General features: G+C 72.3%; 8 protein-coding genes. All 8 read left to right on the plus strand.

Annotated features, from left to right (window positions below; translation table 11 throughout):
* Window positions 1–17 precede the first annotated feature (17 nt).
* The 8 genes from EDF47_RS20205 to EDF47_RS11940 all read left to right on the plus strand — a co-directional run bounded on the left by EDF47_RS20205 (window position 18) and on the right by EDF47_RS11940 (window position 15,846).
* On the plus strand, window positions 18–791 hold the full coding sequence (locus EDF47_RS20205) for an FHA domain-containing protein (protein ID WP_243698082.1): 774 nt from the start codon (window positions 18–20) through the stop codon (window positions 789–791).
* Between the two features lie 3 nt (window positions 792–794).
* Entirely contained in the window at window positions 795–1,616 is an 822-nt protein-coding gene (locus EDF47_RS11910; RefSeq protein WP_123294286.1) for a protein phosphatase 2C domain-containing protein, read from the plus strand.
* Window positions 1,617–1,756: 140 nt separating this feature from the next.
* Window positions 1,757–3,169 (plus strand): serine/threonine-protein kinase, encoded by a 1,413-nt coding sequence (locus EDF47_RS11915; protein WP_133937051.1) that lies wholly within the window; start codon window positions 1,757–1,759, stop codon window positions 3,167–3,169.
* Window positions 3,166–9,045 (plus strand): Ig-like domain-containing protein, encoded by a 5,880-nt coding sequence (locus EDF47_RS11920; RefSeq protein ID WP_133937049.1) that lies wholly within the window; start codon window positions 3,166–3,168, stop codon window positions 9,043–9,045. Before EDF47_RS11915 ends, EDF47_RS11920 begins: the two co-directional genes overlap by 4 nt.
* A 69-nt stretch (window positions 9,046–9,114) precedes the next feature.
* On the plus strand, window positions 9,115–10,086 hold the full coding sequence (locus EDF47_RS11925; protein WP_133937047.1) for a MoxR family ATPase: 972 nt from the start codon (window positions 9,115–9,117) through the stop codon (window positions 10,084–10,086).
* On the plus strand, window positions 10,083–11,495 hold the full coding sequence (locus EDF47_RS11930) for a DUF58 domain-containing protein (RefSeq protein ID WP_133937045.1): 1,413 nt from the start codon (window positions 10,083–10,085) through the stop codon (window positions 11,493–11,495). Before EDF47_RS11925 ends, EDF47_RS11930 begins: the two co-directional genes overlap by 4 nt.
* Window positions 11,492–13,951 (plus strand): transglutaminaseTgpA domain-containing protein, encoded by a 2,460-nt coding sequence (locus EDF47_RS11935; RefSeq protein WP_133937043.1) that lies wholly within the window; start codon window positions 11,492–11,494, stop codon window positions 13,949–13,951. The genes EDF47_RS11930 and EDF47_RS11935 overlap by 4 nt, the downstream gene beginning before the upstream one ends.
* Before the next feature lie 23 nt (window positions 13,952–13,974).
* Window positions 13,975–15,846: an FHA domain-containing protein gene (locus EDF47_RS11940; protein ID WP_133937041.1), complete on the plus strand. Its 1,872-nt coding sequence runs from the start codon at window positions 13,975–13,977 to the stop codon at window positions 15,844–15,846.
* Window positions 15,847–15,872 lie beyond the last annotated feature (26 nt).

A 15,872-nucleotide genomic window follows, 5' to 3' on the forward strand; every position in this document is an offset into this window, starting at 1 on the left:
CGACCGGATCGTCTACGGTGGAGGACACCACATCCGAAGGGCTCCGGTTGCGCGACGACGACATCGAGGACACCGTCATCCGGCGACCCCGCGGTGCCGGGGGCGGCGATCGCTTCGACGACGTGCTCGGTGACACCGTCATCCGGCCGCGCACGGAGCCGTCCGAACCGGTCGGTGACCGTGCCGACGACGGAGCCGACGACCCTGCCGACGACGGAGCCGACGACCCTGCCGACGACGGAGCCGACCCGGAGGACACGGTCGTCCGCGCCCGTGTCCGGACCGTCGCCGGACCGAGCGTGCCCGCCGGAGCCGCCACGGGCCTCCCGTCCGTCCCTGCCGCGCCCGCGGCGCGCGTGCCGTCGATCCGCATCGGCGACCGCACCTTCCGACTGGACCACCCGGTCGTCATCGGACGGCGTCCGTCGCTGCCGCGGATCACCAGTGGCCCCGAACCGGAGCTCGTGACGGTGCGGTCCGCCAACGGGCAGGTGTCGTCCTCGCACGTCCGCATCCACGCCGAGGGCGAAGCCGTCGTGGTGCAGGACCTGCGGTCCACGAACGGAACCGTCGTCCGACCGGCGGGCGCGCCGGTGTACCGCATGGCATCGGGTGCGTCGATCGTCGCGCTGACGGGTACGGTAGTCGAGGTCGGTGACGGCAACGCCATCGAGGTCCTCTCGCCGTACCTCCGGGTCGCACCGACGGCGGACGGGTTCCCACCGGTTCCCCCGTGGCCCACCGACCAGACAGCACACGGCACGCCCCGAACCCCCAGAGAGCGATCCTGAAACGTGACCGAACTCGGCCGAGCAGCGACTGCGCACGCCATCGACGTCCCCGGTGCCGACGGCGCCACCCTGACGCTCTCGTGGGGAGCCGCGACCGACGTCGGTCGTCGCCGTGACCACAACGAGGACAGCTACATCGTCGGGGCGCCGTTCTTCGTCGTCGCCGACGGCATGGGCGGACACCTCGCCGGCGACCGCGCGAGCGACGCCGTCGTGCGTCGACTCGAGCAGGTGACGCAGGAGCCCTTCACCACGCGGCAGGGCATCCAGCGCGCGCTGCTCCTCGCCACGGCCGACATCGAGCGCGCAGCCGGCGGCAACGCGATCGGAGCGGGCACGACCGTGACCGGCATCGCCCTGGTCGCGTCGCTCGGGCAGCCGGCGGCCCTCGTGTTCAACGTCGGCGACTCGCGGACCTACCGGATCGAGGACGGCGTTCTTCGCCGCGTCACCGTGGACCACTCCGTGGTGCAGGAGATGGTCGACGCCGGGCTGCTGCGGGCCGAGGACGCCGAACAGCACCCGGACAGCAACGTCATCACCCGCGCGGTCGGGTTCGGCGAACCGCCGGCGCCCGACTGGTGGACCCTGCCGCTCCGCGCGGGCGACCGGTACATCGTCTGCTCCGACGGCCTGACGAAGGAGCTCGGTGACGCCGGCATCGCCCGCATCGCGGCGCGGGAAGCCGGTGCGCAGGGACTCGCCGAACGGCTCGTCGGCGACGCGGTCGTCGCCGGGGGCCGCGACAACGTCACCGTCGTGGTGCTCCAGGTCGACGCCGCCCCGGACGACGGCGACCTCGAGGACACCCTGCCGCGGCACTGACCGTCGGCACATGACCCCCCGAACTGGGGGAGTGCGCCCGTCCACAGGTGGTCGGTGTGCGGATCGACGGTCACCGGCGCTTCGTACAATGACTGTGCCACGACGAGAGAGTTGGCCGCTCGGCCGGGGAGGAGATGTCGATGGCGCGTCGCCTGCCGTCCAACCCGCCCGTGATCGGCGGCTTCAACCCCGTGCACGTCCTCGGTTCCGGTGGCTTCGCCGACGTCTTCCTCTACGAACAAGACATGCCGCGTCGTCAGGTTGCGGTGAAGGTCCTGCTCGACGAGGTCGTCGACGACCGCGTACGGCAGATGTTCCAGGCCGAGGCCAACCTGATGGCGCGGCTCAGCACCCACCCGTCGATCCTGACGGTGTTCCAGGCGAGCGTCGCGGCCGATGGACGTCCGTACCTCGTGATGGAGCTGTGCTCCTCGTCGCTCAGCGAGCGGTACCGGCGTGAGCCGATCCCGGTGTCCGAGGTGCTCTCGATCGGTGTCCGGATCGGGTCCGCCCTCGAGACCGCGCACCGCGAAGGCGTGCTCCACCGGGACATCAAGCCGTCGAACATCCTGCTCACGGCGTACGGCAACCCCGTGCTGTCCGACTTCGGCATCGCGGCCACCATCGGCGGGACCGACCCGGACGAGCCCATCGGCATGTCGATCCCGTGGTCGGCACCCGAGGTCCTGATCGACGAGTCCCGGGGCACGATCCAGTCCGAGGTGTACTCGCTCGCCGCCACCGTGTACTCCCTGCTCGCCGGCCGCAGCCCGTTCGAGGTCCGGGGCGGCAAGAACGGTGCGAGCGACCTGATGAGCCGGATCGACAAGGGCGGTGTCAAGCCCACCGGTCGGACCGACGTGCCACCGTCGCTCGAGCGCCTGCTCGCCACCGCGCTGTCCCGCAAGGTGTCGTCGCGCCCGACGACCGTGCTCGAACTCGTGCGCGGGTTCCAGCAGGTCGAGGCCGAGCTCGGGATCCCGCAGACCGCGGCCGACGTCGCGGTCGAGGCGTGGGCCATCGCGACCCCGACCCCGGAGGGCGACCGGACCATGATCCGCGAGCTCCAGCCGCCGTCCCGGGTCGGCGCCCGCCGCCGCACCCGTCGCGCGGTCCAGGGCGGCGTCGTCGCCGGCGGTTCGCAGAGCGTCGGCACCGTCCACCGCACCGGATCGGTCACACGTGCGCGTCGACGCACCCGGTCGACACTCGTCTGGGCGACGTCCCTCGCCGTCGTCGTGGTCGCCGCCCTCGCCATCGCGACCGTGGTCGTCGTCGGGCGGCTCGGCGCCGGGGCGATCCCCGTGGTGGCGGACGTCCGCGCACAGCCCTCGGCGCAGTCGGTGTCGTTCTCGTGGGCGGACCCGGGCCTCAAGAGCGGCGACACCTACGTCATCTCATCGAACGGCGCGTCCAGCCAGCAGACCGGCACCACGTTCGTCGTCTCCGGTCAGCGCGGCGACGAGGAGTGCATCGCGGTCGCCGTCAACCGCGACGGCAAGACCGGTGCAGCGAGCGCGCAGAAGTGCGCGACCGTCGGGAGCACCGGGTGATCCGCGCGCTCGTCGCGAAGCACCGATCCGCCGCCGTCACCACCGGGGTCTCCGTCCTGGTCGCCGCGGTCGTCGCGACGACCGCGATCGTCTCGACCGGGTACCACACGCAACGAGTCGACCTCGGGGACGGCACCGTCTGGGTGCCCTCCGCCGAGTACGGAGCGGTCGGCCGGGCCAACACCGGGGTCCTCCAGCTGAACACCGCCGTCGAGACCGCGAGCGACGACCTGGCCGTGCTGCAGCGCGGGTCCATGGTCTACAGCGTCGACCAGACCAAGGGGACCGTGGCCAAGGTCGACGTCGCCGACGCCACCGTCGGCGACTCCGTGACCCTGCCCGCGGGGACACCCCAGGTCTTCTTCGCGGGGGACACCGCGGTGATCGGCAACCAGGACACCGGCGAGCTGTGGGCGACGCCCGCTGCCGACCTCGCCGAGTTCGATGCCTCGACCAAGGCCGACCTGACGCTCGGGGCGGACACCGTCTTCGACGCCTCGGACGGACACGTCGCGGTGTACTCGGCGAAGACCGGCACGGCATCGCTCGTCGACGTCGGGTCGACGTTGTCCGTCGACCAACGGTGGAAGGTCGACATGGACCGCACCGACGACTTCCAGGTCGCGACCTTCGACGGTCACCTGGCCGTGCTCGACCGCACCAGCGGCGCCCTGTCGATCGACGGCCGCACCGTGGAGCTCGGCGACCGCGTCGGCGCGTCACCCGCGCTCCAGCGATCGTCGGACACCTCGTCCGACGTCACCGTCGCGGGCACCGCCGGACTCGTCCGGGTCAGTGCCTCGGGGTCCGTCGACGCCACCGCGCTCCAGGTGTCCGGGCGTGCGGCGCGCCCCTACGTCGACGGGTCCTGCACCTACGCGGCGTGGGCCGGTGGCCAGGCGATCGACACCTGCGACGGCAACGCCCTCCAGCGGCTCGCGAGCACCGGCGGGACCAGCACGATGCAGATCCTGCACAACGGGCAGACCGTCGTCGCCAACGACCCGTCGAGCGGTCGTTCCTGGGCGATCGACCGCAGCGGCCAGCTCATCGACAACTGGGCCGACCTCATCAAGCAGGACGACGAGCAGCAGCAGGAGCAGGTCTCCGACGACGACCCTGAGGTCGACAAGGACCAGAAGCCGCCGGTGGCGGTGGACGACGACCTGGGCGCTCGTCCGGGACGCACCACGAGCCTCCCGGTCCTGCTCAACGACTACGACCCGAACGGTGACCCGATCATCGTGAGCGAGGTCGGGTCCATCTCGGAGTCCGCCGGCCGCGTCGCCATCGTCGCCGACGGCCAACGGCTGCAGGTCACGCTGTCGTCGCGCGCGACCGGCACCGTGACCTTCCCGTACACGATCACCGACGGCAACGGCGGATCCGACACCGCGACCGTCCGCGTCACGGTGCGGCCTGAGTCGCAGAACGAGGCCCCGCGGCAGGTGCGCGACACCTCGGCGGACGTGGTGCAGAACGGACACGTCGTCAGCAGCGTGCTCGGCGACTGGGTCGACCCCGACGGCGACCCGGTGTACCTGAAGTCCGCGACCGCCTCGGACGGCGACCGGGTGTCGACCACCCCGGACGGCCTGCTCGACTTCCGTGCGGACAGCGGCCGGACGGGTGACCGTGCCGTGCAGCTCGTCGTGAGCGACGGACGCGCCGACGGCCGTGGCTCGGTGACCGTGCGCGTGGCGAAGCAGGGGAGTGTGCCGCTGCGTGCCGACCCGTTCCCGGTGCAGGGCTACGCCGGCAAGGCCTTCACGGTGGAGCCGCTCGACCACGTCCGCGGCGGCAACGGCACCGTGACCCTCACGAGTGTGTCGTCGTCGGCGGGGCTGACGGTCACCCCGAGCTACGACGCGGGCACGTTCCGGGTGCAGGGGGCGAGTGCCGGCGACCATCAGCTCGAGTACACCGTGACCGACGGTGTGAAGACGTCGAGCGGCATCGTCCGGGTCACGATCCTCGCGCCGCCGGACACCTCGACCGCGCCCATCACGACCCCGAAGACGGTCTTCGTCAACACGCTGTCGAGCAAGGACACCGACGTCACCGCGACCGACATCGACCCGGCGGGCGGGGTGTTGCTCGTCACCGCCCTCGACGGACCGGTGCGGGGCAGCGGGGTCCAGGCGAGCATCCTCGACCAGCACACCGTGCGCGTCACGCTGACCGCACCGCTCGACGGGCCGGTGTCGTTCGGGTACACCGAGACGAACGGCCTGGCGTCGTCCACCGGCACGATCACCGTCGTCGAGATCCCCAAGCCCGACCGGATCCAGCCGCCCGTCGCCCAGCCCGACAGCGCGACCGTCCGGGTCGGCGACGTCGCGAACATCGACGTGCTCGACAACGACACCCAGCCCGAGGGCGAGCCCCTGACCCTCGAGCCCGAGCTCGTGCAGAACGTGCCCGGTGACGGCGGTCTGCTGTTCGCCTCGGGCGACCACCTGCGCTACCTCGCGCCGAAGACCCCCGGCAACTACACCGCCGTCTACCGGGTCGCCGGTCCGGACGGCCAGTACGCCGACGCCGCCGTCTCGATCTCGGTGCGCGAACGGGACGCCGCGACGAACAACCCGCCGGTCCCGCAGACCGTGACCGCCCGGGTCGTGGCCGGTTCGTCGGTGCGGATCTCGGTGCCGCTGAACGGGATCGACCCGGACGGCGACTCGGTGCAGCTCGTCGGCGTCGGGTCGAACCCCGACAAGGGCTCCGTCACCGACGTCGCGTCCGACGCGCTGACCTACGAGGCGGGGGACTACTCGGCCGGCACCGACGAGTTCACCTACACGGTGGTCGACGCCCTCGGCGCGCGCGCCACCGGAACCGTCCGCGTGGGCATCGCCCCCCGGGCCGAACAGGCGTCGAACCCCGTCGCCGAGGCCGACCACGTGACCATCCGCCCCGGCGGGTCGGTGACCGTGCGGGTGCTGCAGAACGACTCCGACCCCGAGGGCGGCCAGCTCACCGTGTCGGCGGCCGAGCCCACCGCCGACGACGTGTCGGCGAAGATCCTGCGGAAGCAGCAGATCCGGGTCACACCCCCGAAGACCGCGAAGTCGGGCGACTACGCCGTGCTCTACACGGTGGCGAACGCCAGCGGGGGATCGAGCACCGCGTTCCTCACCGTCACGGTCGACCCGGACGCGCAGCCCCTCCGCCCCGAGGTCGACGACACCACCCTCGACCTGCAGGACATCCTGCGGCGCGAGAGCGTGACCGTCGACGTGCTCGAGAACGTCTTCTTCGCCGAGGGCACCGCTGCCGACCTGCAGGTCGGGATCGTCGACGGCTACGGCGACACCGCACGGCTCACCGACGACGGACGGATCACGGTCCGGCTCACCGACGAGTCCCAGGTCATCCCGTTCTCGGTCGCACGGGTCGACCACCCCGACATCGTGTCCTACGGCTTCATCAACGTCCCCGGGTTCGACGACGCCCTGCCGCAGATCAACCGCTCGGCCGGTGCCGTCACCGTGAAGAGCGAGGCGACGGTCCGGATCCCGCTCGAGGACTACGTCGTGACCGCGAACGGCCAGACGGCGAAGATCACGGACCGCGGCACGGTGAAGGCGACGCACGCGAACGGCCAGAGCCTGGTCGTGGACTCGTCCACCCTGCAGTTCACCTCGTCGAAGCTGTACTACGGCAACGCGTCCATCTCGTTCGAGGTCACGGACGGTTCCGCGGCCAACGGCGGGAAGGGCCGGGTCGCGACGCTCGTGCTCCCGGTCACCGTGACGCCGCGGTCGAACCAGCCTCCGGCGTTCACCGGCTCGGCGGTCGAGATGCAGCCTGGTGAGACGCGCACCGTCGACCTGACGAAGCTCACCGACTACCCGTACCCGAAGGACCTGCCGGAGCTGCGCTACTCCGTCGTCGGCCGTCCAGCGGCCGGTACCACCGCCTCGATCTCCAAGCAGCAGCTGACCATCACGGTCGCCGACACCGCGAAGAAGAACACCACGGCGTCGATCGGCATCGGGGTGCAGGACGACGCGAACGCCGGTCGTGCCGGCACCGTGACCGTCGGGGTCGTGGCCTCGACGCGTCCGCTCGTGCAACCCGGCGCCGACCGGTCGATCACCAAGCGCGGTGCGACGACCACCATCGACGTCCTGACGAACGACCAACCGACGAACCCGTTCCCCGGACAGCGGCTGCGCGTCGTGAACATCCGTGGTCTGTCCGGCGGGCTGCCGAGCGGCGTCTCCGTGACCCCGAGCGGCGACCGCACCCGTCTCCAGGTCCGCGTCTCCGACAGCGCCAAGCCGGTGGACGCCCACCTGCAGTACCAGGTCGCCGACGCCACGAACGACCCGGACCGCTACGTGTGGGGCGACGTGACGATCTCGGTGCAGGACGTCCCCGACGCCCCCGGCACGCCCACCCGGACCGGGTCCTACGACGGTGGCCAGGCCACGCTGACCTGGTCGACCCCGCAGGGCAACAACTCGCCGATCACCGGGTACCGCGTCACCGGCACGAACGGCGTCGCGAAGAACTGCGGCACCGCCACGGTCTGCACCCTGACCGGCCTCGACCCGAAGGCGTCGTACCGCTTCCAGGTCATCGCCACCAACGCGATCGGCGACTCGAAGCCGTCGGGCAGCTCGGCCCCGATCAGCGCCGACTACGTGCCGGCGCCGCCGAAGGGCATCACCGTCACACCGAACGGGTCGACGCCGAACCAGCTCGACGTCGCGTGGAAGGCCGTTCCCGCTCCGAACCGTGGCAGCGCGGTCGACGACTACATCGTCACCATCGAGGGACCGGGGCTGTCCGGCACCCGGCACACCGGCACGGCGACGAGCACCTCGTTCACCGGAGCGCAGAGCGCCGCGCAGTACAAGGTGACGATCTCGGCCCGGAACGACGCGGACCGCAACGGCACGGTCGTGCAGTGGAACTCGGCATCGGCCACGGGTACGGCCGTCGGGACGCCCGGCAAGCCGACGAACGTCCGAGCCGTCGCCGGTGAGCAGGCGGACTCTTCGGGGAAGTCGACCGTGACCGTGACCTGGGGTGCTCCCGACGCGGCAGGCGGGTCCGGACTGCGGTACGGGGTGTTCCGCTCGGGCAACGTCGACTGCGCTGCCACCCCGTCCGGCTCGATCGGTTCGTCGAGCCCGACGCGCGACGACGGCGTCGGCGGCGGGTCGACGCGGTACGCCGTGACCGTGTCGAACGGCTACTTCTGCAACGTCGAGTACACGGACGCGGTGACGTACGAACGTCCCACGGGGACCGGACGACCCTCCGTCGACGTCGTGCAGGTCGGGACGAACCTCTGGAACGTCAGCGTCACGGCTCCCTCGCGGAACGCGCACCACTACCAGCTCGAGACCGGCGGGCAGCCGATCACGCTGCAGCCGGGCCAGACCTGGACAGGCGTGCCGGGGTCCGGAGCGCGCAACGTGTCCGCGCAGATGCTCCTGCGTGCCTGCGGCGGACCGGGCAGCACGTTCTGCACGTCCGACGACCAATCGTGGACGGGCAACGCCACGGCCCTCGACTCGAACCTCTCGGTGACCGCCGCCCAGCAGGGACAGCCGATCGCGGTGACGGGGCCGAGCGGCTCCGGGATCTCGGTGCGCTACACCGCGTACTGGTACTTCGACGAGGACGGCAACATCTTCCGCGGGACCGACAGCTGGAACGCCGGGGAACCCGCGCCGACTCCGCCACTCGGCGCGAGCTCCGTCAAGGTCCGAGCGACGGTCACCGCGACGGACGGCTCGAGCTCGCAGAAGTCCGACGCCACGACCGATGCGTTCCCGATCGCAGCTGCGCCGGTGCCGGACCCCGAGCCGGAGCCGTCCGATCCGGGCGAGCCCGATCCGGAACCCGCGCCCGGCTGACCCGGTTCCGCCGCCCGCTGACCGTACGCTGCACCTACCGCCATCCCCGAGAACGAGGAACGACCCCGCATGAGCATGACCCCGGAGCAGGCCACCTGGTTCGCCGACGTCGCAGGCCGCATCGTGACCAACGTCGAGCAGGTGCTCCTCGGGAAGACGTTCGTGATCCGCCTCGCGGTGACGGCGATGCTCAGCGAGGGCCACCTGCTCCTCGAGGACGTCCCCGGCACGGGCAAGACCAGCCTGGCGCGGGCGATGGCGCAGAGCGTGCAGGGGACGACGAACCGCATCCAGTTCACCCCCGACCTGCTGCCCGGCGACATCACCGGCATCAGCGTGTACGACCAGCGCACGCAGGAGTTCGACTTCCACCGCGGCCCGGTCTTCGCGAACATCGTCCTCGCCGACGAGATCAACCGTGCGAGCCCGAAGACGCAGTCGGCCCTGCTCGAGGCGATGGAGGAGTCGGCGATCACGGTCGACGGCGTGAACCACCGTCTGGCAGCTCCGTTCATGGTCATCGCGACGCAGAACCCCATCGAGCAGGCCGGCACGTACCGTCTGCCCGAGGCACAGCTCGACCGGTTCCTCATGAAGACCTCGATCGGCTACCCGGACCACGCCGCCACCGTGAAGATCCTCGAGACCTCGTCGGCTCCGTCGGCATCGGTTCCGCTCGCGAGCGTCGTGCCCGCGTCGACGATCACCGAGATGGCCGCGCTGGCCCGCACGGTGCACGTCGACGCCGTGATCGCCGACTACGTCGCACGGTTGGTCGACGCGACCCGTTCGGCCAGCGAGGTCCGCCTGGGCGTCAGCGTCCGCGGCGCGATGGGCCTCATCCGTTCGGCACGCGTGCTCGCGGCGCTGAGCGGCCGCCACTACGTCACGCCTGACGACGTCAAGGCCCTCGCCGTCCCGGTGCTCGCGCACCGCCTGGTGCTCGACGCCGAGGCGGAGTTCGACGGTGTCAGCGCGCCGAGCGTCATCGCGCAGCTGCTGGTGGAGACGCCGCCGCCGGCCGACCGAGTCACGACGTGACGGACCGCCGGCCCGTCTCCACGCGCTCACGCCGTCCGTCCTCGACGCGGTCGCGTCGCGGGACGACGGCGTACGAGCGCACGGGGACGGTCGCCGGCCTGACCAACGTCCGCTCACGGATCGTCGGTGACCGCGAAGGCGTCGCGGCGGATGCGGTCGTCGGGATCGTCCGGGTCTGGGCAACGGCCTGGAGGCTCGTCAAGCGTTCCTGGGGCGAGGTCTCCTCCGTCGTCACCGGGCTCGGGTGGACGGTCGCGGCCCTCACGCTCGTCGCGTTCGTGGCCGGCTACCGGTTCGGCCTGCGCGAGATCGTCGTCGTCGGGTTCGCGGGAGCGGTGCTCGTCGTCGTCGCCGCGATCGCGCTCATCGGCCGCACGCGGCTGGTGATCCGGATGCGCCTGCCGCAGCACCGAGTGGCGGTCGGCGACGAGGCCGGTGTGGTGGTCACGGCGGAGAACCCGACACGTCTGCCCTCGGTGCCGACGACGGTCGAGGTGCCGGTCGGCCCGGGTCTCGTCGACGTCGCGATCCCGGCGATCGGCGCGCACGGCACGTTCGAGCAGCTGGTGCCCGTGCCGACCGTGCGCCGCGGCGTGCTCGACGTGGGGCCGGTCACCGGTGTCCGCGCCGACCCCGTCGGTCTCGTCCGTCGCGAGGTCGTCTGGACTGCACGCGAACAGGTCATCGTGCACCCGCGCACGATCGCGATCCCGTCGACGAGCACGGGGCTGGTGCGCGACCTCGAGGGGCAGGCGACCACCGACCTGTCGCCGGCCGACATCGCGTTCCACGCCATCCGCGAGTACATGCCGGGTGACGACCCCCGCACCATCCACTGGAAGTCGACGGCGAAGTCGGGCGCGCTGATGGTGCGCCAGTTCGAGGACACGCGCCGCTCGCACCTGGTCGTGGCACTCGGCATCGCCCGGTCGGAGTTCGGGGACGACGAGGAGTTCGAGCTCGCGGTGAGCGCTGCGGCCTCGCTCGGTGCCCGTGCGATCCGCGACGGCCGAGAGGTCTCGGTCGTGGTGTCGGAACGCACCCCGGAGTTCGCGAAGCGTGCCGTCTACGCGGTGCGGACCCTGCCGACGGTCACCCCGACGCGCCTGCTCGACGACTTCGCCTCGGTCGGACTCGCCGAGGCCTGCCTGCCCATCGCCGAGGTCTCCCGGATCGTCGGCAGCGACACCGAGGGCATCTCGGTGGCGTTCCTGGTGGTCGGTTCGACGATCGGACTGCCGGCGCTCCGGCTCGCGGCGACGCGCTTCCCGGTCGGGGTCGAGGTCGTCGCGGTGATCTGCGAGCCCGAAGCACAGCCACGGTTCCTGCGGGTCGCGGGCCTGACCGTGATGACCATCGGCTACCTGGACGACCTCCGGCACGCCCTGCACCGATCGGCCGCCGCGTGAGCGCCCCTCCGGTGGCCACGCCGACGCCGCCCGCGGAGCGTGCCCGTCGGTCGACCCGGCGTTCCGATCGACGCGATGCCCGGCGGCTCGTGCCGTTCCGTCTGGCCGGCGGGACCCTCGTCGTGTGGCTCCTGCTCGCGATCGCGAGTGTGTCGTGGTGGCCGGTCTACCGCGACGACTCGATGATCGTCGCGGCGGTGACCGCAATCGCGTTCGGCACCCTCGTCGCCCTCGTCGGCGCGGTCCTGCGGCTGCCGCTGGTCGTGGTGGCGATCGCGACGGTGGCGGCGTTCACGCTCGCCGGTGTACCCGCCGCCGTGCCCGGTCAGGCCAACGGGGTCCTGCCGACGGGCCCGGGCCTGCTCGCGCTGTTCGCCGGCGTCGCGCTGGGGTGGAAGCAGCTGGTGACCATCAGCCTGCCGGTCGGCTCGTACGAGGCGCTCCTCGTGCCGTACTTCGTGACGCTCCTCGTCGCCACGGTGACGGCCGTGAGCGTGGCGACCCGGGCCTCCAGGCAGGAACTCGCGAGCATCCCGGCACTGGTGCTGTTCGCGATCGGGGTGGTCGTCGGGCCGAGCCGGCTGGACACGTCGATCGTGACGGCCGTCGTGCTCGTCGCCGTCGCGCTCGTGTGGGCGCTGACGGTGCGGCACGCACGTCGCGCGGTCGCCGTGGCGACCACGATCGGGTCGCCGGTGCCGATCGCTCGGTCCGTCGTGCGCCCCGCGCTCGTCGGCACGGGGACGATCGTCGCGGCGGCCGTCGTCGCCACGGGTCTCGGGCTGGTCGCGCCACCGGCCAACGAGCGCACCGTCGCCCGCACGGACGTCGTGAAGCCGTTCGACCCCCGCGACTACGTCAGCCCGCTGAGCGGCTTCCGCGCGTACGAGGAACAGAGCGCGGCGGACACCGCACAGCTCCGGGTCACCGGACTGCCGGAGAACGGGTTCGTGCGCATCGCGACGCTCGACACCTACGACGGCGTGGTCTACCGGGTCGGCGGGTCGGACGGCTCCTCGTCGTCGGGTACGTTCGAGCGCGTGCCGACGTCGGTCGACGTCCGTGGCGTGGACGGCACCACGGTGCGCGTCGGGGTGACCGTCGACGGCTACAGCGGGGTCTGGCTGCCGACGGTGGGGGACCTGGAGCGCGTCGACTTCACCGGGACCGACGCCGACGACGAGCGCGGTTCCTTCTTCTACAACGGCTCGACGCAGACGGGCGCCGTGGTCGGCGGTGTCCGCGAAGGCACTTCCTACGACCTGACCGCCGTGGTCCCCGACCAGCCGACGGACGAGCAGCTCGCGGCCGCCCGCCCGGGCAGTGCCGCGGTCCCGACGGCGCGCGACGTGCCGGACGCCGTCCGCGAGACGGTCGAGGCGACGACCGACGCCGATGCGACTTCTGGTGCGAAGCTCGTCGCGGTGATCCAGGCGCTCAAGCGCAACGGGTACGTCAGCCACGGCGTCGGTGACGACCGGATGAGCCGTTCGGGGCACGGCGCCGACCGCATCCAGGAGCTCCTGACGTCGCCGCTGATGATCGGCGACCAGGAGCAGTACGCCGCCGCAGCAGCGCTGATGGCCGACGAGCTCGGGTTCCCGGCACGGGTGGTCATGGGCTTCACCGCAGGCGGCGACTCGGGGTCCGGCGGGGCGTCGGCGAGCGGCGGCACCACGACGTTCCGCGGCTCGGACGTCACCGCGCGCATCGAGGTCGACACTGCGCAGTGGGGGTGGGTGATGCTCAACCCCAACCCGAGTGTCCGCGAGATCCCGAACGAGCAGCAGCAGACGCCGCAGCCGGTGACCCGTCCCGAGACCGTCGTGCCGCCGCCTCCCGTCGACCAGCAGGACCAGGACCAGCAGGCGCCGCCGCAGAGCGATCGGAACACGCCGCCCGTGCAGCCGCTGTGGTTGCAGATCCTGCTCGCAGCGCTGCCGTGGGTGCTCGGTGCACTGGGGCTGATCGCCCTCGTGCTCCTGCCGTTCGGGGTGATCGTCCTGCTGAAGCGGGTCCGCCGCCGACGGCGCCGTCGTGCTCCGACGCCGCGCGGTCGCATCGTCGGGGCCTGGGACGAGTACCGCGATGCGCTCCTCGACCGTGGCCACGACGTGGCCGGATCGGCCACACGACGCGAGACCGTGACCGGTGCTCCGGGTGAGGGCGGGACCGGACTGGCCGCCCTCGCCGACCGGGCGGTGTTCGGACCGAGCGATGTCGACCAGGCCGCCGCCGACCGGATGTGGTCGGCGACGGACGATGCGGTGGGGACCCTGCGCGCCGGTCGGACGCGCCGTGAGCGGTTCCGCACCGCCGTGTCGCTCCGGTCCCTGCGGGGACCCGAACGGCCGCGCGCCACCACCGGTCAGGGCTCGGCGAGACGCGGTGACTACGATGGCCGGAGGCCTGACGAGCGTCGTGGACGGCCGAGTGAGGACAGAGGCAGACCGTGATCAGATGCGAACACTGTGGATCGATGCTCCCGGAGGGGGCGATCTTCTGCGGTGAGTGCGGACGCGCGGTGACCGCCGGAGCGAGCCGCCGGCCGGTCGCTCCGACCCCCGTCGAGCAGGCGCCGCCACCGCCCCTGCAGCAGCCCGACTCCCACGGACGTCGCTCCGACCCTGCGGCCGACGCGTGGTTGCCCGAGTCGACCCTCGACCCCGCCACCCGCGCCTGGCTGACCGGTGCCGACCGCCGCAGCACCGAACCCCCGACCGCGGTGCCCGTGCAACGCCCCGACGACCTCGCCCCGCGCGAGGCACCGTCGCACGTGCACGGAGCGGGCTCCGGCCTCGGCGACTGGTCGAACGCGGCCGCGCAGCCCGACGCCGTCCCCGCCCAGGACGAACCGCCACTGGACCCGGACGCCTACCGCTCCGAGCCCGCCGACGCCCTCGCCGACGACCCCGAGCGGACCCGGTTGGCTCCCGTCGAGGACCGTCCCGTGACCCCGCCGGCCGCTGACGAGGCGCCGGCACCCGTGTGGGCGCCGCCGGTCGCTCCGGCCCCGTCCGCGGCTCCGGCAGGCCCGTCCTGGTGGGTCGGTCGCGGCGCCACAACCGATGCCGGAGCTGATCCGGCTCCCGTCGTGCCGCCGGTCCCGAGTGCACCGACCGTCGCTGACGACACGCCCCGTGACACGTCCCACGACACGCCAGACGACACCGCGGCGTCCCCGCACGCGACGGACGACGCAGCCGTGCACGCCGACACCGACGGTGCTGACGACACGACTTCCACCCGCTCCGGCGAGCCCGTGCAGGACGGTGCGCTCGGACAACCGACCGCAGCCGTGCCCGTCGTCTCGCCGCCGCAGCCGGGGGACACCGCCGTCGTCGAGCCCCTGATCGACCGCCGACCGCCGCGGCCCGCGCCGCTCGTGACGCCGGGCATGCACGCCACGACCATCTGCCACGTCTGTGGCAACCGCCTCGAGCCCGACGACATCTTCTGCGGCGAGTGCGGAGCAGTCCGCCCCGCCGTGACCGCCGCGTTCACCGGACCGGTCGTACCGTTGCCGATGGCGCGTCCGGACTGGGCGACCGAGCACTCCGGCGTGGAGTCGGCCGGAGCCGGCGGGTCGTCGTCGACCGACGCGCCGGACGACGAGATCCCGGTCAATGCGCCTGCGGACGATCAGGCCTCGAGCGACGAGACCGGGTCCGGCGAGACCGGGTCCGACGAGGACGTGGCCGACGAGACCGCCGCCGACGACGAGTCGGCCCTGCCGGACAGCGAGGCCTCGCGCCCGGGTGGCCGTCCCCGCGGCGCACACGCGGCGCCGGTGACCGAGCCGACCGAGCCCGGGGACGCGGCACCGCACGGAGAACCGCAGGACTCCGAACGGTCCTGGGTCCCGCCGGCGCAGGCCCCGCTCGCCGCGCCGCTGCCTCCGCTCCCCGGGGCGACGGCACCCGAGCTCCCGCTCCCGCCGTCGGACCGTCCCGAGGCCAGTGCGGACGCCGACGAGCTCGACGAGGACGTCGACGAGACCCGCATCGTCTCGAAGACCCCGACGCGCGCGCCGTTCCTGCTGCACTTCAGCACGGGCGAGCGGTTCGGGGTGCACGGCACGGGCCTGCTCGGTCGTCTGCCTCGTCCGCAGCCGGGGGAGCGCTACGACGACCTGCTGACCGTCCACGACCCGGGCAAGTCGGTGTCGAAGACCCACCTCGAGCTCGGCCGCGACGGTGACGACCTGTGGGTGTCCGACCGGTTCTCCGGCAACGGCACCGTCGTCCGCCACATCGACGGTTCGATCCGTCGCTGCGAGCCCGGCCGTCGGTACCGCGTGGAGCGCGGGGCTCGGGTGGACATCGGCGAGCAGTTCTTCCTCGTGCAGTAGCGCTGCCGGACTTCTCCACAGATCGG

It is taken from the genome of Curtobacterium sp. PhB190 (assembly GCF_004365385.1).
Lineage (GTDB): Bacteria > Actinomycetota > Actinomycetes > Actinomycetales > Microbacteriaceae > Curtobacterium.

What these genes read in the sequence shown, in the direction of transcription:
- EDF47_RS11915 (WP_133937051.1), top strand. Translation starts at nt 1,757, where the DNA reads ATGGCGCGTCGCCTGCCGTCCAACCCGCCCGTGATCGGCGGCTTCAAC.
- EDF47_RS11925 (WP_133937047.1), top strand. Translation starts at nt 9,115, where the DNA reads ATGAGCATGACCCCGGAGCAGGCCACCTGGTTCGCCGACGTCGCAGGC.
- EDF47_RS11940 (WP_133937041.1), top strand. Translation starts at nt 13,975, where the DNA reads ATGCTCCCGGAGGGGGCGATCTTCTGCGGTGAGTGCGGACGCGCGGTG.